Annotated in this window: 18 protein-coding genes; 11 read left to right on the top strand and 7 right to left on the bottom strand. The window is 72.5% G+C overall.

All coding sequences use genetic code 11. The features are described from left to right. Nucleotides 1-336: 336 nt before the first annotated feature. Nucleotides 337-1,392 carry a LacI family DNA-binding transcriptional regulator gene (locus ACFVQG_RS12660; RefSeq protein ID WP_383380400.1) on the bottom strand — a complete coding sequence of 352 codons (1,056 nt, stop codon included), beginning with the start codon at nucleotides 1,390-1,392 and terminating at the stop codon, nucleotides 337-339. A gap of 323 nt (nucleotides 1,393-1,715) precedes the next feature. On the opposite strand from ACFVQG_RS12660, the gene ACFVQG_RS12655 reads away from it, so the two are divergent. The 4 genes from ACFVQG_RS12655 (at nucleotide 1,716) to ACFVQG_RS12640 (ending at nucleotide 6,531) form a co-directional block, all read left to right on the top strand. Beyond that, entirely contained in the window at nucleotides 1,716-3,032 is a 1,317-nt protein-coding gene (locus ACFVQG_RS12655; RefSeq protein ID WP_383380395.1) for an extracellular solute-binding protein, read from the top strand. Between the two features lie 5 nt (nucleotides 3,033-3,037). Beyond that, nucleotides 3,038-4,051, top strand: a complete 1,014-nt coding sequence (locus ACFVQG_RS12650; protein WP_383381696.1) for a carbohydrate ABC transporter permease — start codon at nucleotides 3,038-3,040, stop codon at nucleotides 4,049-4,051. Between the two features lie 11 nt (nucleotides 4,052-4,062). Further along, the gene (locus tag ACFVQG_RS12645; RefSeq protein ID WP_383380391.1) at nucleotides 4,063-4,965 is read left to right on the top strand and encodes a carbohydrate ABC transporter permease; all 903 of its coding nucleotides are present in this window, start codon (nucleotides 4,063-4,065) and stop codon (nucleotides 4,963-4,965) included. A 129-nt stretch (nucleotides 4,966-5,094) separates the two neighbouring features. Next, nucleotides 5,095-6,531, top strand: coding sequence for a GH1 family beta-glucosidase (locus ACFVQG_RS12640; protein ID WP_383380388.1), 1,437 nt, complete (start codon nucleotides 5,095-5,097; stop codon nucleotides 6,529-6,531). Between the two features lie 69 nt (nucleotides 6,532-6,600). Here the strand turns inward: ACFVQG_RS12640 and ACFVQG_RS12635 are convergent, their stop codons facing one another. From ACFVQG_RS12635 to ACFVQG_RS12625, 3 genes are all read right to left on the bottom strand, one after another. Continuing rightward, a complete protein-coding gene (locus tag ACFVQG_RS12635; RefSeq protein WP_383380385.1) occupies nucleotides 6,601-8,061 on the bottom strand; it encodes a cellulose binding domain-containing protein in 1,461 nt (486 codons plus the stop codon). 131 nt (nucleotides 8,062-8,192) lie between these two features. Beyond that, on the bottom strand, nucleotides 8,193-9,587 hold the full coding sequence (locus tag ACFVQG_RS12630) for a sensor histidine kinase (RefSeq protein ID WP_383380382.1): 1,395 nt from the start codon (nucleotides 9,585-9,587) through the stop codon (nucleotides 8,193-8,195). Beyond that, entirely contained in the window at nucleotides 9,584-10,294 is a 711-nt protein-coding gene (locus ACFVQG_RS12625) for a response regulator transcription factor (RefSeq protein ID WP_383380379.1), read from the bottom strand. The genes ACFVQG_RS12630 and ACFVQG_RS12625 overlap by 4 nt, the downstream gene beginning before the upstream one ends. 123 nt (nucleotides 10,295-10,417) lie before the next feature. Between ACFVQG_RS12625 and ACFVQG_RS12620 the strand changes: the two genes are divergently transcribed. Further along, nucleotides 10,418-10,960, top strand: a complete 543-nt coding sequence (locus ACFVQG_RS12620; protein ID WP_383380376.1) for a hypothetical protein — start codon at nucleotides 10,418-10,420, stop codon at nucleotides 10,958-10,960. Nucleotides 10,961-10,975: 15 nt separating this feature from the next. On the opposite strand, the gene ACFVQG_RS12615 is transcribed toward ACFVQG_RS12620, so the two are convergent. Both ACFVQG_RS12615 and ACFVQG_RS12610 read right to left on the bottom strand, forming a co-directional pair. Beyond that, the gene (locus ACFVQG_RS12615) at nucleotides 10,976-11,845 is read right to left on the bottom strand and encodes a spermidine synthase (RefSeq protein WP_383380373.1); all 870 of its coding nucleotides are present in this window, start codon (nucleotides 11,843-11,845) and stop codon (nucleotides 10,976-10,978) included. A gap of 72 nt (nucleotides 11,846-11,917) precedes the next feature. After that, complete coding sequence (locus ACFVQG_RS12610) at nucleotides 11,918-12,301, bottom strand: hypothetical protein (RefSeq protein WP_383380371.1); 384 nt, start codon at nucleotides 12,299-12,301, stop codon at nucleotides 11,918-11,920. A 295-nt stretch (nucleotides 12,302-12,596) separates the two neighbouring features. Between ACFVQG_RS12610 and ACFVQG_RS12605 the strand changes: the two genes are divergently transcribed. Beyond that, nucleotides 12,597-14,075, top strand: coding sequence for a hypothetical protein (locus ACFVQG_RS12605; RefSeq protein WP_383380368.1), 1,479 nt, complete (start codon nucleotides 12,597-12,599; stop codon nucleotides 14,073-14,075). 16 nt (nucleotides 14,076-14,091) lie between these two features. On the opposite strand, the gene ACFVQG_RS12600 is transcribed toward ACFVQG_RS12605, so the two are convergent. Next, nucleotides 14,092-14,688, bottom strand: a complete 597-nt coding sequence (locus ACFVQG_RS12600) for a histidine phosphatase family protein (protein ID WP_383380366.1) — start codon at nucleotides 14,686-14,688, stop codon at nucleotides 14,092-14,094. A 196-nt stretch (nucleotides 14,689-14,884) separates the two neighbouring features. On the opposite strand from ACFVQG_RS12600, the gene ACFVQG_RS12595 reads away from it, so the two are divergent. From ACFVQG_RS12595 to ACFVQG_RS12575, 5 genes are all read left to right on the top strand, one after another. Further along, a complete protein-coding gene (locus ACFVQG_RS12595) occupies nucleotides 14,885-15,838 on the top strand; it encodes a phosphatase PAP2 family protein (protein ID WP_383380363.1) in 954 nt (317 codons plus the stop codon). Next, the gene (locus ACFVQG_RS12590; protein ID WP_383381693.1) at nucleotides 15,789-16,925 is read left to right on the top strand and encodes a hypothetical protein; all 1,137 of its coding nucleotides are present in this window, start codon (nucleotides 15,789-15,791) and stop codon (nucleotides 16,923-16,925) included. Before ACFVQG_RS12595 ends, ACFVQG_RS12590 begins: the two co-directional genes overlap by 50 nt. Further along, nucleotides 16,916-18,505: a hypothetical protein gene (locus ACFVQG_RS12585; protein ID WP_383380361.1), complete on the top strand. Its 1,590-nt coding sequence runs from the start codon at nucleotides 16,916-16,918 to the stop codon at nucleotides 18,503-18,505. Before ACFVQG_RS12590 ends, ACFVQG_RS12585 begins: the two co-directional genes overlap by 10 nt. Continuing rightward, nucleotides 18,502-19,839, top strand: a complete 1,338-nt coding sequence (locus ACFVQG_RS12580) for an AAA domain-containing protein (protein ID WP_383380358.1) — start codon at nucleotides 18,502-18,504, stop codon at nucleotides 19,837-19,839. Before ACFVQG_RS12585 ends, ACFVQG_RS12580 begins: the two co-directional genes overlap by 4 nt. A 432-nt stretch (nucleotides 19,840-20,271) precedes the next feature. Beyond that, nucleotides 20,272-21,120, top strand: coding sequence for a hypothetical protein (locus ACFVQG_RS12575; protein ID WP_383380355.1), 849 nt, complete (start codon nucleotides 20,272-20,274; stop codon nucleotides 21,118-21,120). Nucleotides 21,121-21,128 lie beyond the last annotated feature (8 nt).

Genomic DNA, 21,128 nt, shown 5'->3' with positions numbered 1-21,128 from the left:
TGATCAGGGCCCGACCTGGGGGATCAGGTCGGGCCCTGGTGTTTGTCGTCAACAGTGTCGGGTCTCAGCGCAGGGTCTCGACCTCGCGGAGGACCAGGGCACGGGAATCGGCGCCGTGGACGGCCGTGCCGCGCAGGCGGTCGAACGTCTTGGCGTGGCTGGCGATCCGGACGGCCGGGTGACCCGCGCCGGGGCGGACACCGGGCCGTCCGAAATCGCCCGCCAGGGTCGCGCCCGCCCGGCGACTCGCCCGCGCGGTGAACGCCTGCCGCCGAGGGCGAAGCCCGTCGCCAGGTGGAGATCCTGCCGCCCCGGGCCAGGACGCCCTCCCCGCGACTACGACGACGTCCGCTCCACCAACTCCGTGGCCAGCACCATCTGCCGGGGCTCCAGCCCCCGCGACACCGCGGGCCGACGGTCCGCTATCTCGCCCAGCAGCAGGTCGATCATCGCGCGCCCCATGTTCTCTATGGGCTGCCGCACGCTGGTCAGCGGCGGATGCATATGGCGGGCGATCGCCGAGTCGTCGTAGCCGACGAGGGCCACGTCGCCGGGGACGCGGCGGCCGGACTCGCGCAGGACCTGGCGGGCGCCCGCCGCGGTGACGTCGGAGGCCGCGAAGACGGCGTCGAGGTCGGGGCGGCGGGCGAGGAGGGCGGACATCGCGCTGCGACCGCCCTCCTCGGTGAAGTCGCCCCTCTCGATGAGCTGTTCGTCCGCCTCGTGCCCGGCGTCGCGCAGGGCGTCGCGGTAGCCGTCGGTGCGTCGCTGGGCGCCGTAGACGTCGAGGCGGCCGGTGATGTGGGCGATGCGGCGGCGGCCCCGGGACAGCAGGTGCTCGACGGCCTGGCGGGCGCCGCCGTAGTTGTCGGAGTCGACGGAGGGGAGCGTCTCGGCGGCGGAGCGGGGGCCGCTTATCACGGCCGGGATCTCCAGTTGGGAGAGCAGGTCCGGAAGGGGGTCGTCCGCGTGGACCGAGACGAGCAGGACCCCGTCGACGCGGTGGGCGGCCAGGTACTGGGCCAGGCGCTGGCGCTCCCGGTCGCTGCCCGCGAAGATCAGCAGGAGCTGCATCTCGGTGTCGGCCAGCTCCGCGCCGACGCCCTTGAGCATGTCCGAGAAGTACGGTTCGGCGAAGAACCGGGTCTCCGGCTCGGGGACGACGAGGGCGATCGCGTCGGTGCGGTTGGCGGCGAGCGCACGGGCGGCCGTGTTCGGGACGTAACCAAGCTCCGCGACCGCCGCCTCGACGGCGGCCCGGGTGGCATCGCTCACGCGCGGGGAGCCGTTGATCACCCGGGAGACCGTGCCACGGCCGACGCCCGCCCGTGCCGCCACCTCTTCCAGGGTCGGTCGGCCGCCGCTCCGGCCCCGTGTTCCGTGGCTTGCCACTGGCTCCGCCCTCCCGTCGACACCACGCCTGGCCTGGAATGTAACAGTGTCGAGGCGTCAAGGTGCCGGACGGGCACCAGATGACCGACTCGGTCGTTCCAGTTAACAGGCCGATAACTGAACGCATCTCTCCGCGTCTGTTCCCTTGACACCCCCGCCCGAAGCTAAGACCCTTCAACACATCACCGATGGGAGCGCTCCCACGGTACCTGACACATACACAACCCGCACGTTCCCCGCCCGAGCCGCAGCGAGAAGAACAACGGGCCCAAGCAAGTAATTTGGCCGGGGGGTCGGCACGTCAGGGCAACAGGAGGACTGCAATGCGAGCACCTACCCGAATCCGCCGTAAGGCGGTGGTTCTCGCGACCATCGCGTCGCTGGGGGCTGGGCTGCTGGCCGGGTGTGCCGACGACGGCGAGGACAGCGATTCCAACTCGTCGGACGGTGGCAGCGGCAAGACCACCATCACGCTGGGACTCTTCGGCACGTTCGGCTTCAAGGAAGCCGGGCTCTACGACGAGTACATGAAGCTCAACCCCGACATCTCGATCAAAGAGAACGTGGTGGAGCGGAACGAGAACTACTACCCCGCGCTGGTCAACCACCTCACCACCAACAGCGGCCTGATGGACATCCAGGGCGTCGAGGTGGGCAACATCGCGGAGGTCGTCCAGACGCAGTCCGACAAGCTCCTCGACCTGTCGAAGTACGGCAAGGAGAGCGACTACCTCGACTGGAAGTGGCAGCAGGCCACCACCGCCGAGGGCCAGACCATCGGCCTGGGCACCGACGTCGGCCCGATGGCCATCTGCTACCGCACGGACCTGTTCAAGGAAGCCGGTCTGCCGACCGACCGCGAAGAGGTCGCCAAGCTGTGGGCGGGCGACTGGGAGAAGTTCGTCGACGTCGGCCGCGACTACCAGAAGAACGCCCCCAGCGGCACCACCTTCATGGACTCGCCCGGCGGTCTGATCAACGCCATCCTCAGCAGTGAGAAGGAGAAGTTCTACGACTCCTCCGGCGAGGTCATCTACAAGACCAACCCGGCCGTCAAGGCGGCCTTCGACCTCACCGCCGCGGCGGCCGAGGACGGGCTGATCGGCAACCAGACGCAGTTCCAGCCCGCCTGGGACACCACCATCGCCAACAGCAAGTTCGCGGCGATGTCCTGCCCGCCGTGGATGCTCGGCTACATCAAGGGCAAGTCGAAGCCGGAATCGGCTGGCAAGTGGGACGTCGCCCAGGCGCCGAAGTCCGGCAACTGGGGCGGTTCCTTCCTCTCCGTGCCGAAGTCGGGCAAGAACACCGAGGAGGCCGCCAAGCTGGCCGCCTGGCTGACCGCGCCCGAGCAGCAGGCCAAGCTGTTCGGCAAGCAGGGCAGCTTCCCGAGCACCCCGGCCGCGTACACCATGCCCCAGGTCGTCGACGGTAAGAACGACATGACCGGTGACGCCCCGATCGGCGAGATCTTCGCCGAGGCCGCCCAGAACAGCCCCGTGCAGGTGATCGGCCCGAAGGACCAGATCATCCAGCAGGGCCTGACCGACAACGGCGTCATCCTCGTCACCCAGGGCAAGTCGCCCAAGGACGCCTGGGACAACGCCGTGAAGACCATCGACAACAACCTGGACCAGTGACCGGCATGACCACCCGGCACGACACGGCCGCCGCGTCCCCCTCCAAGGGGGGCGCGGCCCCGCGCCCGAGCGAGGCCGCCCCCCTCACCGCCGAGGAGAAGCGGCATCGGGCCCGGCTGTCCCGGCGCTGGCAGCGGGACATGCGATGGAGCCCGTACGCCTTCGTCACCCCCTTCTTCCTGCTGTTCATCGCGTTCGGCCTGTTCCCGCTGATCTACACGGGCTGGGCCTCACTGCACCAGGTGGAGCTGACCGCGCCCACCGACATGGACTGGGTGGGCCTGCGCAACTACTCGCGGATCATCGACGACGACTTCTACTGGAACGCCGCGAAGAACACCCTCATCATCGGCGTCATCTCCACCGTTCCGCAGTTGCTGATGGCGATGGGCATCGCGCACATCCTCAACTACAAGCTGCGCGCCTCGACCTTCTACCGGGTCGTGATGCTCGCCCCGTACGCCACCTCGATCGCCGCCGCCTCGCTGGTCTTCGTGCTGCTGTTCGGCCGCGACTACGGCATGATCAACTGGGCGCTGGGCGCGGTCGGCATCGACAACATCGACTGGCAGAACGACTCGTGGGCCTCGAAGATCGCGGTGTCGACGATCATCATCTGGCGGTGGACCGGCTACAACGCGCTGATCTACCTGGCCGCGATGCAGGCGATCCCGCAGGACCTGTACGAGTCGGCGGCCCTGGACGGGGCCAGCCGCTGGCAGCAGTTCTTCCACGTCACACTGCCGTCGCTGCGGCCGACGATCCTGTTCACCGTGGTCGTGTCGACGATCGGCGCCTCGCAGGTGTTCGGCGAGCCACTGCTGTTCGACGCGAACAAGGGCGCCTCCGGCGGCTCCGAGCACCAGTTCCAGACGCTCGGCCTGTACCTGTACGAGCAGGGCTGGGTCAACCAGCACCTCGGCCGGGCCTCCGCCATCGCCTGGACGATGTTCCTGATCCTCATCGTGATCGGGATCGTCAACTACGTCATCTCGCGCCGGCTGCGCGCCAGTAGTTAGGAGAACCGGCCGTGACGACGACACTGAGCCCGAAGGACGCCAAACCGGAGGAGCACCGCAAGGTGCGCCGCCCGAAGTCGGCGCGTGCGGGCGGGACCATGCACGCCGGACCCGTCGCGTACATCATCCTCGCGCTGTTCACGATCGGTTCGCTGTTCCCGCTGGTGTGGACCGCGATCGCCGCCTCCCGGGACAACCAGCGCCTCGCGGAGAACCCCCCGCCGCTGTGGTTCGGCGGCAACCTGTTCGACAAGCTCGAGGTGGCCTGGGAGGACGCCAACCTGGGTGAGGCGTTCCTCAACACCACCATCGTCGCGGGGATCTCCGCGATCACCATCGTGGTGCTGTCGACGATCGCCGGGTTCGCCTTCGCCAAGCTGAAGTTCAAGGGCCGCAACGCGCTGATGCTGATCGTCATCGGCACGATGATGGTGCCGCCGCAGCTCAGCGTGATCCCGCTGTACATGATGGTCGCCAAGCTGGACTGGACCGACCAGCTCCAGGCGGTGATCTTCCCGTCGCTGGTGAGCGCGTTCGGCGTGTTCTTCATGCGGCAGTACCTCATCCAGGCGCTGCCGGACGAGATCATCGAGGCCGCCCGGGTGGACGGCGCGAGCAGCTGGCGCGTGGTGTGGCACGTGGTGTTCCCGGCCGCGCGGCCCGCGATGGCCGTGCTGGGCATGCTGATGTTCGTCCAGACCTGGAACGACTTCCTGTGGCCGTTCCTGGTGCTGACCCAGACCGGCAACCCGACCGTGCAGGTCGCGGTGGCGGGCCTGGGCCGCGGCTACACGCCCGACCAGTCCCTGATCATGGCGGGCGCACTGCTCGGCACGCTGCCGCTGCTGCTGGTCTTCGCGATCTTCGGCAAGCAGATCGTCGGCGGCATCATGCAGGGCGCGGTCAAGGGCTGACCCCAACGCCTGCCGCTACGCCCCCGTCGGCAGGGGGCCGGGTCACCGCCGCCTCGGCCCCTCTCCTTCCCCTTCTCCTCCGTCCTCTACCTGTGGGTCCCCGCCGGGACCCGCTATGGGAGCGCTTCCATGCCTGAGCCCGAAACGCCGGTGTCCTTCCCCCCCACCTTCCTGTGGGGCGCGGCGACCTCCGCCTACCAGATCGAGGGGGCGGTACGGGAAGGCGGCCGCACACCGTCGATCTGGGACACCTTCAGCCACACGCCGGGCAAGACGGCCGGTGGCGACCACGGTGACATCGCCGTCGACCACTACCACCGCTTCCGCGAGGACGTGGCGCTGATGGCGGAGCTGGGCCTGACCGCGTACCGCTTCTCCGTCTCCTGGTCCCGGGTGCAGCCCACCGGCCGTGGCCCCGCCGTCCAGGTCGGCCTGGACTTCTACCGCCGTCTGGTCGACGAACTGCTGGACAAGGGCATCAAGCCCGCCGTCACCCTCTACCACTGGGACCTGCCGCAGGAGCTGGAGGACGCGGGCGGCTGGCCCGAGCGGGACACGGCGTACCGGTTCGCCGAGTACGCGCAGATCGTCGGCGAGGCGCTCGGCGACCGCGTGGAGCAGTGGATCACCCTCAACGAGCCCTGGTGCAGCGCCTTCCTCGGCTACGGCTCCGGGGTGCACGCCCCCGGCCGCACCGAACCGGCGGCCACCCTGAAGGCCGCGCACCACCTGAACCTGGCCCACGGTCTCGGCGCCGTCGCCCTGCGGTCGGTGATGCCCGCCCGCAACTCGGTCGCCGTCTCCCTCAACTCCTCCGTGGTCCGGCCGCTCTCCCAGGACCCCGCGGACCTGGCCGCCGTACAGAAGATCGACGACCTGGCCAACGGCGTCTTCCACGGGCCGATGCTGCACGGCGCCTACCCGGCGACGCTGCTGGAGGCCACCTCGTCGGTCACCGACTGGTCCTTCGTCCAGGACGGCGACCTGGCCGCCATCAAGCAGCCGCTGGACGCACTGGGCCTGAACTACTACACCCCCTCGCTGGTCTCGCACGTCGACAACGCCCCCGCCGGTCCGCGCGCCGACGGCCACGGCTCCAGCGAGCACTCCCCCTGGCCCGCCGCGGAGGACGTGGCGTTCCACCAGACGCCGGGCGAGCGCACGGAGATGGGCTGGACGATCGACCCGAGCGGTCTGCACGACCTGATCATGCGCTACAGCCGCGAGGCCCCGGGTGTGCCGCTCTACGTCACCGAGAACGGCGCGGCCTACGACGACAAGATGGACGCCGACGGCAAGGTCCACGACCCCGAGCGCGTCGCCTATCTGCACGGCCACCTGGCCGCCGTACGCCGGGCGATCACGGACGGCGCCGACGTGCGCGGCTACTACCTGTGGTCCCTGATGGACAACTTCGAGTGGGCGTACGGCTACGGCAAGCGCTTCGGCGCGGTCTACGTCGACTACGCGACCCTCGCCCGCACGCCGAAGTCGAGCGCCCTCTGGTACGGCCAGGCGGCGCGCACGGGTGTGCTCCCCCCGGCGGCCGACGCGGCCGACGCCTGACCCAGGGGGGAGCACGGAGGGAGGGGCGCGGCACTGTGGGGGTGCCGCGCCCCGGTCATTCCCCGTGGCTCACTTGTAGGCGGCGAACGCCTTGCTGAAGGCGAAGTCGCCCTGGAGGATCGAGCTGCAGGTGGGGTCCGCGGAGTTCTTCGCGCCGCCGGGGCACTGCTTGTCGCGGGTCGAGGACCACATCGACAGCCAGCCCAGCCCCTTGGCCTCGGCGAACCTCACCAGCTGTGTGGCGTCCTCGACCTTGAATATCTCGGTCACGACGTCGTTGACGCCGATCATCGGGGTGACGGCGACCGTCTTCCAGGCGGCGCTGTCGCTCAGCCCGAGGACGCTCTTGATCTGCGCCTGGGTGGCGGTGGCGGCCTGCTCGGCGTACGTGCCCATGTCGCCGCTGTACGCCGGGCCGTAGTCCATCGCCATGATGTTGACCGCGTCGATCCCGACGCCGTTGCGCTTGGCGTCGGCGAGCAGGTCGACGCCGGGCTGGGTCAGGCCCTCCGGCATCACCGGCAGCGTGAAGGAGACGTCCAGGTCGGGGTGGGCCTTCTGGAGCTGCGCGATGGCCTGGGCGCGGCGGGTGTTGGCCGCGGCGTCGGGGAGCGCGCCGCCCTCCACGTCGAAGTCGACCTTGGTGAGGTCGTAGGCGTCCACGACCTTCTCGTACGCCGCCGCCAGCGCGCTCGCGGAGGAGCAGGCCGTGGCCAGTTCGGCACCGGCCGCGCCGCCGAAGGAGACCCGTACGTCGCCGCCCTTCGCCCGCAGGGCGCCGATCTGCCCGGCCACCGCGTCGCTGCCCAGGTCGGTCACGCCGCCCCACTTCGGGGTGCAGCCGCCGCCGTCGGTGATGAAGGCGAGGTTGTAGTGCTTCACGCCGGTGGCCTGGGCGGAGGCGAGGAGGTCGAAGGCGGGGTAGAGGGAGGTGTCGATGTAGGGGGCGAAGGCGGCGGTGGTGGGGGTGCCGGTGGGGGTGCCGGTGCTCGGGGTCTCCGAGGGGGTGGACGTGGGGGTGGACGTGGGGGTGGACGTGGGTGTCGGAGTGGCCGTGGGGGTCTGGGAGTCGGTCGGGCGGCCGGTGGGCTCGGGGGTGGCCGTGTCGTCCGTGGAGCACTTGGCGCCGTCGATGACGCAACCGGTGGGGTCCGCGGAGCCGTTGACCACGAAGCCGACGGTGACGGACTCGCCCGCGGCCAGCCCGTCGGTGTCCCACTTCGGCGGGCGTACGGTGACGCGCTGCCCGCTGACGCTCGACTCGCCGTTCCACAGTGAGCTGAGCTTCGCACCGGAGGGCAGGTCGAACTCCAGCGTCCAGTCGGCCTTCTTGGCGCCGCTGTTGTTGGTGACGACGTACTGGGCCGTGTAGCCGGTCGACCAGTCGCTGGTCTTGGTGTACGCGGCGCCGACACCGGCCGCCTGCGCGGTGCCGGAGAACAGAACGGCGCCACCGCCGATCACGGCCGCGGCGACGGCCCCGCCGATCGCCTTGTTCCTGCCGCTCAGTCCGCGCCGGTGCGTGCTCATCGCGTGCCTGCCTCTGGTCGTTCGAAGGTGGGGGTTCGGCAGCACGCTAGCGATCTCGAAACGGGCAAAGTGCCTGTTCCGGGCGGTGGTTGAGGGACTTAGGGCGCGCTTAAGGATGCGATCGGACCGGATTAATGACCGGCCTTCACGACCGGCTTCGCCGGGCGGCGTCGGCGGACCGCGCCCCGGTGCCCGCGCCGCAGCGGAGCGCGTTCGCGGTCGTCGAGCTGGATCCAGATCCGTACCTCCGTGCCACCGAGGACGGAGGAGCCGATGCGGACGTCACCGCCGGTGGACTCGGCGAGTCTGCGGACGATGTCCAGGCCGAGGCCGGTCGAGCCGTCCGCGCCGGAGCCACGGCCGCGGGACATCGCCGCGTCGGGGTCGGCTATGCCGGGGCCCGCGTCGGAGACCAGGACGATCACCGCGTCCTCGCCGTTGTGCACGTCGACCGCGAAGGCGGTGCCCTCCCGGGTGTGCCGGAAGACATTGCCGAGCAGCGCGTCCAGCGCGGCGGCCAGGTCGGCACGGGCGACGGGTATCCGCACCGGCCGCTCCACCCCGGCCACCCGCCACTTGCGGCCCTCGTCCTCCGCGAGCGCCGACCAGAACCCCATCCGCTCCCGGACCACCTCGGCCGCGTCGCACCCGGCGCCGGGCCCGGCCGCCGCGGTCTGCGGCTTGGCCTCGCGGGCGGTGCGGATGATGGTGTCGACCTCCCGCTCCAACTGGGCGACGGCGGCCCGGGTCTGGTCGGCGGCCGGTCCGTCGCCGAGCGAGGCGGCGTTCAGCCGGAGCACGGTCAGCGGGGTACGCAGCCGGTGGGAGAGGTCGGCGGCCAGCTCCCGCTCGTTGGCGAGGAGCTGGACGACCTGGTCGGCCATCGAGTTGAACGCGACCGCCGCCAGCCGCAGTTCCGTCGGCCCCTCCTCCGGCACCCGCGCCCCCAGCTTGCCCTCGCCCAGCTCCCGCGCACCCTTGACCAGGCGCTGCGCGGGCTGCACCATCCGCACGCCCAGCCGGTCGGCGACCGCCACCGAGCCGACGATCAGGGCCAGGCCGACCCCGGCGAGCACCGCCCAGGCCGTGCCGACGCCCTTGCCGACGGCGGCGTCCGGGACGTACACCTCCACGACGGCGATCTGGCCCGAGCTGAGGGCGACCGGCTGGAGCAGCGCGGAGCCGTCGGGCACGCGCGCGGTGGAGGCGCGGCCCATCTCCCGGGTGGCCTCGATGTCCTCGGCGGTGGCGCGCCGCCGCCCGATCTCGACGGCCTCCGCGTCCTCGGCGGCCGGGATGTGCACGGCCATGCCGTCGTCCGAGCCCGCGGAGGCGACCACGCGCTCCAACTGGTCCCGGTCGGTGGTGATGGAGAGCGCCGGGGCGATCGCCGCGGCCTCCCGCTCGGCGTTGGCGAAGGCCCGGTCGCGGGCCATCTCCTTGATGACCAGCCCGAGTGGTACGGCGAAGGCGACCACGACCATGGCGGTGACCGCGAGCGAGACCTTGACCAGTGCCCACCTCATCGCGTCGGCCCCGCTTCCCCGGCCGGTGGCTCCAGCTTCACGCCGACGCCGCGCAGGGTGTGCAGATAGCGCGGCCGGGCGGCCGTCTCGCCCAGCTTCCGGCGCAGCCAGGACAGATGGACGTCAATGGTCTGGTCGTCGCCGTACGACTGCTGCCACACCTCGGCGAGCAGTTCCCGGCGCGGTACGACGACGCCGGGGCGGCCCGCGAGGAAGGCGAGCAGGTCGAACTCGCGGCGGGTCAGATCGAGCCGTACGCCGTCCAGTTCGGCCTGGCGGCGCAGGGGGTCCACCGTCAGTCCGCCGACCCGCAGCACGGTGTCCGGCGCGGCGTCGGCGGTGGCGGCACGGGCGCGGCGCAGCACGGCGGCGATCCGGGCCGACAGGTGCTCGACGGAGAACGGTTTGGTCAGATAGTCGTCCGCGCCCGCGTTGAGCAGCCGGACGATCTCCGCCTCGTCGTCCCGGGCCGTGGCGATGATCACAGGGACGTCGGTGATGCCGCGCAGCATCTTCAGGGCCTCGGACCCGTCGAGATCGGGCAGTCCGAGGTCCAGGATGACCACGTCGAAGCGGAGATGGGCGACCTCGCGCAGCGCCTCCAGCGCCGTACCCACGCTGCGCACGGTGTGCGCGGCGTCGGTCAGATGCCTGATCAGCGCCGAGCGTACGAACTGGTCGTCCTCGACCACGAGCACACTTGCCATGCGCCGCACCGTACGCCATACGGGCACCACCGGTCCGAGCCTGTGGACAACCGCCTGTGGACAACTCCCGCACCACGCCCCGGGGCTGCGCCCACTGTGACGCGTGAGGCAGTATGGCCCGCGATGCTCAGAGGATTCGTCCACGTACTCGCCTGGTCGCTGGCCACCGGTGCCGCGGCGGCGCTGTCCTGGTGGGGCGTGCACACGGTCCTGGCGGGCACGGTGTACGACCCGCCCCGGGCCCTGCCCGTCACGGCCGCCGACACCCCCCGGGACTCACAGCCGCTGGCCACGTCGGCGAGCACCCAGCGCCCGGGCCCGTCGAAGACCCCGGCCGCCCCTTCCACCCGGCCGCCCGCGTCCGCCTCGCCGGAGACCGAGCCGACCCCGTCCACGAAGCCCCGGCCCTCCTCCCCCACGCCGGAGGCGAGCCCCACCCCGTCCGGCGAGGTCAAGAGCTACGACACCGAGGGCGGCCGGGCCGTCTTCGACCTGCGCGAAGACCACGCGACCCTGGTCTCGGCGACCCCGGGCGCGGGCTGGTCGATGCAGGTGTGGAAGACGGAGACCTGGATCCGGGTGGAGTTCACGTCCGGTGCCGACCGGGTGTCGGTGTTCTGCACCTGGCACGACGGTCCGCCGCGGGTGGAGATCGGGACGTACTGACCCGCGTGGGTGGGGTCAGTGGAAGACGGACGGCGGCGGTGCCGGTGAGGCGACCGCGGCGGCGTCCGTGACGGCCGGTGCGCCGCCGCTGAAGTCGGTGAGGGCCCTGCCGTGTTCGACCCGGGCCGGGTGCGGGTCGGAGGCGGCGCGGCGGGTCAGCTCGGCGACGGGCAGGGGCTGGTCGGCGGCCACCAGTACGGCGTTGCCGAAGCGTTTGCCGCGCAGCACCGCCGGGTCGGCGACCAGCGCCAGTTCCCCGAAGCGGGCGGCGGCCGTGGCGATCTGACCGCGCAGATGGGCGAGCGGCGGACCGTCGGCGACGTTGGCCGCGTAGACCCCGCTCGGGCGCAGCGCGCGGCGGACGTCGTCGAGGAACTCGGTGGAGGTGAGGTGCGCCGGGGTGCGGGCTCCGCTGAACACATCGGCGATGACGAGATCGGCCCAGCCGTCCGGCACCTTGGCCAGCCCCTCGCGGGCGTCCACCGACCGCACCCGGATCCGGGCGTTCGGGGCGAGCGGCAGCTCCCGGCGGACCAGTTGGACGAGGGCCGCGTCGCGCTCGACGACCTGCTGGGTGGAGCGGGGGCGGGTGGCGGCGACGTAGCGGGCCAGGGTGAGCGCGCCGCCGCCGAGGTGGACGGCGTGGACGGGTCTGCCGGGCGGGGCGGCGAGGTCGATCACGTGACCGAGGCGGCGCTGGTACTCGAAGTCCAGATACGCCGGGTCGTCCAGGTCCACGTGGGACTGGGGCGCCCCGTCGATGAGCAGCGTCCAGGCGCGCGCCCGGTCCCGGTCGGGGACCAGCTCGGCGAGCCCCCCGTCGACGGGCTCGACGACGGCGGCCACGGCCGCCTGCCCGCGCCGGGCGTTCCTGGACTTTCCCATCCGGCCATTGTCGCAGGGGCGGAGCCTGACGCTCAGGGGGTACGGTCCGGCACCCTCGGTCCTCCGGAGCCCTCAGCGGCAGTTGTCCGCCGCCTCGATCAGCCGCGCCGCCTCCCCCAGCGCCCGGCGCAGCACGGCCGGGTCGGTCGCGCGGTCGGCCTCGTCGGGGGGCAGCAGCCAGTCGGTGCCCTCGACGGGGGGTTCGGGTACGAGGCTCACGCCGCGGCCGTCGGTCTGGGTGCAGACGCTGCCCGGTACGTCCCAGGCGTCGGCCGTGCCGGGCGGGACCACGAAGCAGAGGGTGTCGCAGTCGTCGTCGTGCAGGACGGGCCCCATGGAGTCGCCGGCGCCGCGCCGCAGGATGTCGACCGCCTCCAGGCCCTGCCGCGCCGGTACGGTCACGAGGTCGCACCCGGTCGCCGATCCCCGCGCCGTCGTCGGGGTCGTTGTCTCCATCCCGGCCTCCACCACGAAACCCTCCTAGGGCGAGCAGGCCGGGAGTCGGGCGGCTCCCGGTCCGCAGGGTTCAACGCTTCGTCGCGTCAACGGCTACGGCGGAAGTCCGCCGCAAAGGATGGCACTTCATGGCAGATCGTGGATGAGATATCCGGTTTGTAGCCAAACACAGCGTGGCGGCACCGGTACAGCAGGTACGTTCTTGCTCGCCGGAGACCGGGGCTTCATGCCGACATCAGAGGCAACCCACCCCCACTCCGGCATGGTTCGACGGTTCGCACGAGAGGACCCGGCCATGACGTCGTCAACGATGACCTCTCAGCCCGACCGGCCCGCCCGGCCGAACCTCGTCTTCCGCGGCCTGCGCGGTGGGCGCTCCCCGGCCGAGTTCGCCGCCGCGGTCCGCCGGGCCGCCCGCGAGATCGGTGAGCGGGTGAGCTGTGACGCTCGTTACATCGGCCGGGTGGAGTCGGGCGAGATCCGTTGTCCCAACTACGCGTACGAACGGGTGTTCCTGCACATGTTCCCCGGCCGCACGCTCATTGACCTGGGCTTCGCGCCCCGCTCGTCCGTACGCGGGCGCGGCGCGCGCACCGCCCCGGAGGCGCTCCCCGTGCACACCACGAGCCCGCCGATCGTCACCAGTGAGACGCGTGGGACCTGTGATGCGTATGACAGGCAGGACCCGTACGGCCCGCAGGACAGGTACGACCCGCAGGGCCCGTACGACACGCACGACGACTACGAGGAGAGCGACGTGCTGCGTCGCGCATTCATGACCGGCGGAGGCGCCACGGTGGCCGCCGCCTCGCTGGGCCCGCTCGGGCTCACCTTCGACGCCGCCGCCGTGGAACGCCCCGTGCGGCGCGCCGGGGTGAGCGAGGCGAGCGCGCTCGAAGAGGCCGTACGCAGGATCCGGTTGCTCGACGACCGGCACGGAGCGGACGGTCTCTACCGGCGCGCGGCGGCACCGCTGCGCGCCGCGTACGCGCTTCTGGACGCCGGTACGACCCGGCAGACCACGGCCGACCGACTGCACTCCGGCGCCGGTGAACTGGCCATCTCGGTGGGCTGGCTGGCCCATGACTCCGGCCGCTTCGACGACGCCCGCTCCCACTACGCCGAGGCCCTCGCGACCGCCCGGATGACCGGCGACGCGGCTCTCGAGGCCCACGCCTTCTGCAACACGGCGTTCCTCGCGCGGGACACCGGGCGGCCCCGGGAGGCGGTGCGCGCGGCGCAGGCCGCCCAGCGCATCGCCCGTCCGCTGGGCTCGGCCCGGCTGATGTCGCTGCTCGCCCTGCGCGAGGCGGGCGGCTGGGCCGGGCTCGCCGACCGCACGGGCTGCGAACAGGCCCTGGCGCGCGCACAGGCCTTCTTCGAGCGAGGCCGCTCGGACGCCGACCCCGAGTGGATGAGCTTCTACGGAGAGGCCGAACTGGAGGGCCTGGAGGCACAGTGCTGGTCCACCCTGGGCGACTGGCCACGCGCCGCCCGGCACGCCGGACGGGCGGCCCGGCTCCAGGACCCGCACTTCACCCGCAACATCGCCCTCTACACCGCCGAACTGGCCGACGACCTGGCCAGGGGCGGCCACCCCGACGAGGCCGCCGCGGCGGGCCTGCGCGTCCTGGACCTCCTGGAGCAGGTCCAGTCCTCCCGCGTCCAGGCGATGCTGGCGGGAACGGCACGCGTCCTGCTGCCGCACCGGCGGGCGGCGGGGGTGTCGGAGTTCCTGGACAGACACGAGGCGCCGCGGAAGCGGACGGGGTGACCGGGGCGACGGGCGCCTACGCCACCAGGTGACCCACGTCGTTCCAGGTGTCGAGCGCGGGCTCCCCGTAGGCCCACCCCAGCACGGACAGGCTGGTCGGGTTGAGGCGGATGCGCGCCGCGAAGTCCAGAGGGAGCCCCAGCCACCGCGCCGCGATGGACCGCAGTATGTGCCCGTGGGCGAAGACCAGCGCGTCGCCCTCCAGCCCGCGCGCCCAGGAGACCACCTCGTCCGCGCGGGCGGTCACCTCCGCGAGGCTCTCCCCGCCGGGCACACCGTCGCGCCAGATCAGCCACCCGGGCCGAAGGGCCTGTATGTCGTCGGGCGTCAGCCCCTCGTAGGTCCCGTAGTCCCACTCCATGAGGACGTCCCAGGGCTCCGCCCGCTCACCGAACCCGGCCAGCTCGCACGTCTCGCGCGCGCGGGACAGCGGGCTCGTGCGCACCTCGGCCGCGGGCAGCCCGTCGTGCGGTGCCCGGTGCAGCCGCTCGCCCAGCAGCTTCGCGCCCCGTCGCCCCTCCTCCAGGAGCGGCACATCGGTCCGGCCGGTGTGCTTGCCGGACAGCGACCACTGGGTCTGCCCGTGCCGGGCCAGCAGGATGCGCGGTGCCATGAGTGACCTTTCCGGGGAAACCAGGTAAACGGGAGGCGGAACCCCTCCATCATCGCGCACGCTGTGCGGGGGCAACCCACAGGGCGATCTCTGCGTCTATCAGGGCCGAGGCACCCCCGCCGGGTCGTGCACATACACCGTAAAGTGGGCGGTCGGCCGTTGGGTGCCGCGCGATGAGAAGGGGGAGGGCGATCGGATGCCGCACGCCGAGACACCGGGCACCGAGGCGGCCGTTCGGCCCCGGCTGCGCTGGTGGACGGAGCTGCCACTGATCCTCCTGGTGTACGCCTGCTACTCCGCGGGCAGGCTCCTGGCCCGCGGCGACGTCTCCACCGCGGTGGACCACGGCCTGGCGATCCTGAAGATCGAGAAGGTGCTCCGCATCAACGCCGAGCACCCGCTCAACCGCCTCTTCACGCGCGAGACGTGGATCGGCGTACCGGCGGACTTCTGGTACGCCTCGCTGCACTACATCGTCACCCCGGCGATCCTGATCTGGATCTTCCGGTCCCGGGCCGTGCGGTACCGCGCGGCCCGCACCTGGCTGATGACGTCGACGTTCATCGGCCTGATCGGCTTCACCCTGCTGCCGACCTGCCCCCCGCGCCTGCTCGACGCGAGCCACGGCTTCGTGGACACGATGGCGCAGTACAGCACGTACGGCTGGTGGGCCGGTGAGGCCAGCGCGCCGCGCGGTCTTGGCGGCCTGACGAACCAGTACGCGGCGATGCCGAGCCTGCACGTGGGCTGGGCGCTGTGGTGCGGGGTGATGCTGTGGCGCTACAGCGGCACCCGGCTGGGCCGCGTCGCGGGCGTGGTCTACCCGCTGGTCACCACGATCGTGGTGATGGGCACCGCCAACCACTACTTCCTCGACGCCGTCGCGGGCGCCGCGGTGATGGGCGCCGGACTGGCGCTGACCCCGCTGGTGATGCGGACCGCACAGCGGGTGCGGGCCTGGCTGATGGCGCGGATCGCACCGGTCACGGCCGACTCCGACACCGCACCCGCCTCAATTGTCAGTGGCGGATGCCAGACTTCGGCGGGTGAACGAATTCCACGGCAGCGCGAGTCGCGGCTCGGAGCCGGAGCCGAGCAGGGTGCCGCCCCCGCGGAGGCGGGGGACGGCGCTCCGGCACCGGCTCGCTGAGCTGCGCGGTCCGGACGTACCGGCGAAGGCACTGGACGCACGCGCCCTGGCGGCGCTGGCCGCCAACCCGGGGTGCAGACGACGGGCCATCCTCGACGGCGCCGGGGTGGACAAGGCGAGGCTGGCGGGCGCGCTGGGCTCGCCGTCCGGTTTCGGACAGTCGCAGTTCGCCTTCATGCGGGGCAACGCCTTCGAGGCGAAGGTCAAGGCCGACGGCGGCGCGGAGCTGCTGCGGCTCGCGCGCGAGAGGCTCGACCCGGGCGCCGAGCCGCCCGCCGCCGCGAGCGTGCCCGAGCTGTCCGCGACCGGCCCCGAGGGCCGTACCGCCCGTACGGCGCTGGCGCTGCGCGAGGCCACCGAGGCGGGCGGCTGGACGCTGCTCGACCATCCGATGCTCGCGCTGGACGTCGCCGGTTCCCCGGCGTTCCTGGAGCCGGACGCGGTGGTGGTGCACCCGGACGGCCGGTGGACCGTCGTGGAGATCAAGTCGTTCCCGATGCTGGACGGCTCGGCGGACCCGGCGAAGGTGGGCGCCGCGGCCCGCCAGGCGGCGGTGTACGTGCTGGCCCTGGAACAGGTCGCCGCCCGCCTCGACCCGCCCCCGCGCGTGGGCCACCGGATCCTCCTGGTCTGCCCCAAGGACTTCTCCAACCTGCCCACGGCCTCCGCCGTCGACATCCGCAAGCAGCGCGCGGTGACCGCCCGCCAGCTCGACCGGCTGACCCGCATCGAGGACATCGCCGACGCCCTTCCCGAGGGCGTCTGCTTCTCCCCCGCACTGCCCGAGGCGGAGCTGACGGCGGCGGTGGAGGCGGTTCCGGCGACCTACGCCCCGGAGTGCCTGTCCGCCTGCGAACTGGCCTTCCACTGCCGCGACCGCTCGCGCACCGCGGGCGCGGTGACCACCCTGGGCCGCCCGGTCCGCGCCGAACTGGGCGGCCTGACGACGGTCGGGGACGTCCTGGCGGCGGCGCGCGGCGAGAGCGGCGACCCGCGGGACCCGGCGGTGGCGGCGCTGCGGCGAGCGGCGCGCCTGCGCGCGGAGGCCCTGAGCGGCGCCGCGGAGAGGGCCGCCGCATGTCACTGATCACCACCCTCGCCCGCCTCGAGGCCGTGGACACCGGCCGCGCCCAGCCCGCCGCCACGGTCCGCCACCGCCATCTGTCCGACCGCCCCCTGGTCCTCGTACCGCTCACCACCGCCGGTGAGGCCGGGGCCCCGCTCGGCGCGCTGGTCGGCACCGACCGGGACGCGCCCCGGCTGCTGGCGGTCCCGCAGCCGCGCGACCGCGACCTCAGGTTCGCGTTCCTGGCCGAACTGGCCGACGTCGTACTGCCGTACATCGACGCGTACGCCGACGTCGTGGAGGCCGCCGAGCGCACCGAGACCGACCCGGAGACCGGCAAGCGGGTCAAGGTCGAGGTGGACCTGTGCGCGGACGCCCCGCAGCTGATCGTGCCGAGCCGCGCGGGCATCGACCTGGTACGGCTGCTGGGCCGCTCCATGCGGTTCCGCCGCACCGCCGAGCAGGACCCCGAGACCCCGCACCCGGCGCCACCCCGGGTACCGCTCCTCGGCCGCTGGCTGACCCACTACGGCGAGCGGGCCCGGGTCCCCGGCTCCTCGCTCCTCCTCGCCCTCACGGACGTACTGTCCGGGCACTGGGCGACCGGCCAGTCCAGCCTGGAGGACCAGCACCTGGGCGCCCTGCTGGCGTGGATCGACCCGCCGCGGGACCTGACGGGCGCCGAGGCCGCCCTGCGCGCCGAGTTGGACCGGGACGCCGACGGCCAGCTGGTCTGCCCGCCCGCGGGCCCGGCCACCGACCCGGCGTTCGACAACAAGCTCCTCGCCCCCGCCATCGAGCGCTACGACCGCGCGCGGACCGCCCTCGCCGCCGCCGAGGACGGCCTGGAGGCCGACGACCGGCTGGGCGCGGTCACCGCGGCCGAGGAGGCGGTCCGCGCCCTGGTGGCCAAGGTCACGCGCCCCACCTGGGACGCGGTCTGGCACGGCCTGGACCTGCTGCGGGACCTGCCGGAGGGGTCACGCGTGGCGGACCGCTGGACCCGCGACCGCTGGTCCTTCACCGGCCACCGCGACCGCGTACTGTCCGGCGAGCCCCCGCAGCCGCGCCGCGACGACGCGGTGACCGCGGCGAACAAACTCGCCACGCGCGAGCGCGAACAGGCCCGCCTGGAGGCGCAGGAGGCCCTGGACGACCCGCTGGTGATGGCCGGACGGCGGCTGTCCGGGGAGGCGTTCGCGGGCGAGGTCACGGACGTGGTCATGGCGTACAGCGAGGGCAAGCGCCCCAGCCCGCGCCCGCTGGTCACCGTCCGCACGGACGACCGCCCGCAGCTCGGCGAGCGGGTGAAGGTGTACCGCTCACTGGGCGGCAAGCCGCAGTCGGCGGAGTTCGTCGCCCAGGAGGCGGAAGGGCTTCTCGTCCTCCGCGTGCTGGACAAGATGGGCCGGGGCAAGGAACCGGAGCCGGGTTCGGTGCCGGAGAAGGGTGACCTGGTCTGCTTCACCCTCTTCGAACACGACCAGCGCGGCGGCCCGAAGCTGCCCGACCCGGAGGACACCCCCTGGACCCACGGCGGACCCCCGGGCGAGACGCCCCCGGAGCCCGCCGACCCGCTGACGGAGGACGACGTACTGTGACGACGACGGCATTCGACCCGGGCGCCGAAGCCGCCAGCGCGACGGCCGCGATCCTCCACGACACCCTGCACGGCCCCGACCGCGGCGTGGTCGTCGACTCCCCGCCGGGCGCGGGCAAGTCCACCCTGGTGGTACGCGCGGCACTCGAACTGGCCGACGCCGGGCGCCCGTTGATGATCGTGGCGCAGACGAACGCCCAGGTGGACGACCTGGTCACCCGTCTCGCGGAGAAAAGCCCGGAGCTGCCGGTGGGCCGACTGCACAGCAGCGACGCCGATCCCTACGACAAGGCGCTCGACGACCTCCCGAACGTCCGCAAGTCGTCGAAGGCGGCCGACCTCGGCGGCCTCCCGGTGGTGATCTCCACGGCCGCCAAGTGGGCGCACGTGAAGGCCGACGAGCCGTGGCGGCACGCGATCGTCGACGAGGCGTACCAGATGCGCTCCGATGCCCTGCTGGCAGTGGCCGGGCTGTTCGAACAGGCCCTGTTCGTGGGCGACCCCGGCCAGCTGGACCCGTTCTCCATCGTGGGCAGCGAGCAGTGGGCGGGCCTGACGTACGACCCCTCGGCGTCGGCGGTGACCACCCTCCTGGCCCACAACCCGGGACTGCGCCAGCACCGCCTCCCGGTCTCCTGGCGCCTCCCGGCGTCGGCGGCGCGTCTGGTCTCGGACGCCTTCTACCCGTACACGCCCTTCCGCAGCGGCACCGACCACGGCGACCGCGCCCTGGCCTTCACCGCCCCCTCCGACGGCTCCGCCACCGACCAGGTGCTCGACGAGGCCGCCGCCTCGGGCTGGGGACTGCTGGAGCTGCCCGCGCGCCACACCCCGCGCACCGATCCGGAGGCGGTGCACGCGGTGGCGACGGTGGTACGACGCCTGCTGGACCGGGCGGGCGCCACGACCTCGGAACGCGGTCCCGCCCCGACGCCCCTGACCGCCGACCGCATCGCCGTGGGCACGGCCCACCGCGACCAGGCGGCGGCCGTCCGCGCGGCCCTCGCCGCCCTCGGCGTCACGGACGTCACCGTCGACACGGCCAACCGCCTCCAGGGCAGGGAGTTCGACGTCACGGTCGTCCTCCACCCCCTCTCCGGCCGCCCCGACGCCACCGCCTTCCACCTGGAGACGGGCCGCCTGTGCGTCCTCGCCTCCCGGCACCGCCACGCCTGCGTTGTGGTCTGCCGCGCGGGCGTCTCCGACCTCCTCGACGACTACCCGTCGACGGAACCGGTCCAGCTCGGCACGCTCGTGAAGTTCCCGGACGGCTGGGAGGCGAACCACGCGGTGCTGGCGCATCTGAGGGAGCATCGGGTGACCTGGCGCCCCTGAGCCCGGGGGGGAACGGAAGAACCCCGGTCCGCAGTAGCGGACCGGGGTTCCTGGTCGAGCGCCGGGCAGGCCTTGCACCTGCATCTCCCCACAGGAAGTGGGGCGTCTTTCCTTGGACCACCAACGCACCGCCGCCCTTGGGGGCTTGCGCCCCGTCGACCGGCGTGTGATCACCGTACCGCAGTCGGGACCGAGGCGCACATCGAGCCGTGGCGGGCGGGCGGTGCGGGGTTCCCTTCCTCCCCGCACCGGAACGCTCGGATTCGGCCTGAATCGCACGCGTAACCCCCGGTATGCGGCCATTACGCCCCTCCCCCGGCGTGCACACCACCGCCCAGGGCACTCACGCCGGATGTCGAAGACCCTTCGACGACGGTCCTCCACGCCAGGAGAGAGAGGGAGTTCATGTCGAACAGGAAGCCGAACGGGAGGATGAGGACGACCGCGATCGCCACGGCACTCGTGACGAGCAGCGTCGTACTGGCGGGCTGCGGGGACGACAGCGAGCCGGAGTCCGGGCAGCCCGCCGCCTCGGCGAGCGCGAGCGGCGGCGGCGAGGGCACCCAGGAGCGGGGCACGGCCGCCGTCCGCACCGCCTACGAGAAGACGGCCGAGGCCGAGACCGCGAAGCTGACGATCCGGGCGACCGTCAACGCGGGCGGCGAGACGGTCACGACCAACGGCCGCGGCGCCCTCGACCTGGCGGACGGCGACAGCACCATGACCGTCAGCGCCCCGGGCCAGAGCGTCGAGCAGCGGGTGGTCGACCGGACCCTCTACCAGCGGGAGCCCGGCCAGAAGGCGTCCGACAAGCCGTGGGTCAAGATCGACCTGGACAAGGTGGCCGAGCAGCAGGGCGCCAACCCGCAGGAGATCGGTGACCCGGCCCGGTCCGCCGCCTACGCCAAGGCGATCACCGACAAGGACGTCTCCAAGGTCGGCACCGAGCGGATCGACGGCGTCAACACCACCACGTACAAGGTCGCGGTCGACGTCGCCGAGCTGCCCGGCGGCAGCGAGCTGCGCGAACAGGTCGGCCCGACGCTGCCGATGCGGGTCTGGCTCGACGACGACGGCCGCATCCGCCGCCAGCAGCTCGCCATGACCCTCCAGGCTCCGGCCTCCGCCCAGCCGGACAGTGCCTCACCGCAGCGGATGAAGGTCGACACGGTGCTGGAGTTCACCGACTTCGGCACGGAGGTCGACGTGACGGCACCGCCCGCCGGGAAGGTGACCGACGTCACCGACCAGGTGCTGAAGGATGGTCAGCGGCAGAGCTGACCGTCCGC

The sequence above is a fragment of the Streptomyces sp. NPDC057877 genome (assembly GCF_042796855.1).
Taxonomy (GTDB): domain Bacteria; phylum Actinomycetota; class Actinomycetes; order Streptomycetales; family Streptomycetaceae; genus Streptomyces.
The sequence above is the reverse complement of the archived record's forward strand: the minus strand, read 5'-3'. Positions and strand labels throughout refer to the sequence as shown.

What these genes read in the sequence shown, in the direction of transcription:
- ACFVQG_RS12620 (WP_383380376.1), top strand. Translation starts at nt 10,418, where the DNA reads ATGCTCAGAGGATTCGTCCACGTACTCGCCTGGTCGCTGGCCACCGGT.
- ACFVQG_RS12655 (WP_383380395.1), top strand. Translation starts at nt 1,716, where the DNA reads ATGCGAGCACCTACCCGAATCCGCCGTAAGGCGGTGGTTCTCGCGACC.
- ACFVQG_RS12615 (WP_383380373.1), bottom strand. Translation starts at nt 11,845, where the DNA reads ATGGGAAAGTCCAGGAACGCCCGGCGCGGGCAGGCGGCCGTGGCCGCC.
- ACFVQG_RS12610 (WP_383380371.1), bottom strand. Translation starts at nt 12,301, where the DNA reads ATGGAGACAACGACCCCGACGACGGCGCGGGGATCGGCGACCGGGTGC.
- ACFVQG_RS12625 (WP_383380379.1), bottom strand. Translation starts at nt 10,294, where the DNA reads ATGGCAAGTGTGCTCGTGGTCGAGGACGACCAGTTCGTACGCTCGGCG.
- ACFVQG_RS12595 (WP_383380363.1), top strand. Translation starts at nt 14,885, where the DNA reads ATGCCGCACGCCGAGACACCGGGCACCGAGGCGGCCGTTCGGCCCCGG.
- ACFVQG_RS12575 (WP_383380355.1), top strand. Translation starts at nt 20,272, where the DNA reads ATGAGGACGACCGCGATCGCCACGGCACTCGTGACGAGCAGCGTCGTA.
- ACFVQG_RS12635 (WP_383380385.1), bottom strand. Translation starts at nt 8,061, where the DNA reads ATGAGCACGCACCGGCGCGGACTGAGCGGCAGGAACAAGGCGATCGGC.
- ACFVQG_RS12585 (WP_383380361.1), top strand. Translation starts at nt 16,916, where the DNA reads ATGTCACTGATCACCACCCTCGCCCGCCTCGAGGCCGTGGACACCGGC.
- ACFVQG_RS12640 (WP_383380388.1), top strand. Translation starts at nt 5,095, where the DNA reads ATGCCTGAGCCCGAAACGCCGGTGTCCTTCCCCCCCACCTTCCTGTGG.
- ACFVQG_RS12605 (WP_383380368.1), top strand. Translation starts at nt 12,597, where the DNA reads ATGACGTCGTCAACGATGACCTCTCAGCCCGACCGGCCCGCCCGGCCG.
- ACFVQG_RS12630 (WP_383380382.1), bottom strand. Translation starts at nt 9,587, where the DNA reads ATGAGGTGGGCACTGGTCAAGGTCTCGCTCGCGGTCACCGCCATGGTC.
- ACFVQG_RS12650 (WP_383381696.1), top strand. Translation starts at nt 3,038, where the DNA reads ATGACCACCCGGCACGACACGGCCGCCGCGTCCCCCTCCAAGGGGGGC.
- ACFVQG_RS12600 (WP_383380366.1), bottom strand. Translation starts at nt 14,688, where the DNA reads ATGGCACCGCGCATCCTGCTGGCCCGGCACGGGCAGACCCAGTGGTCG.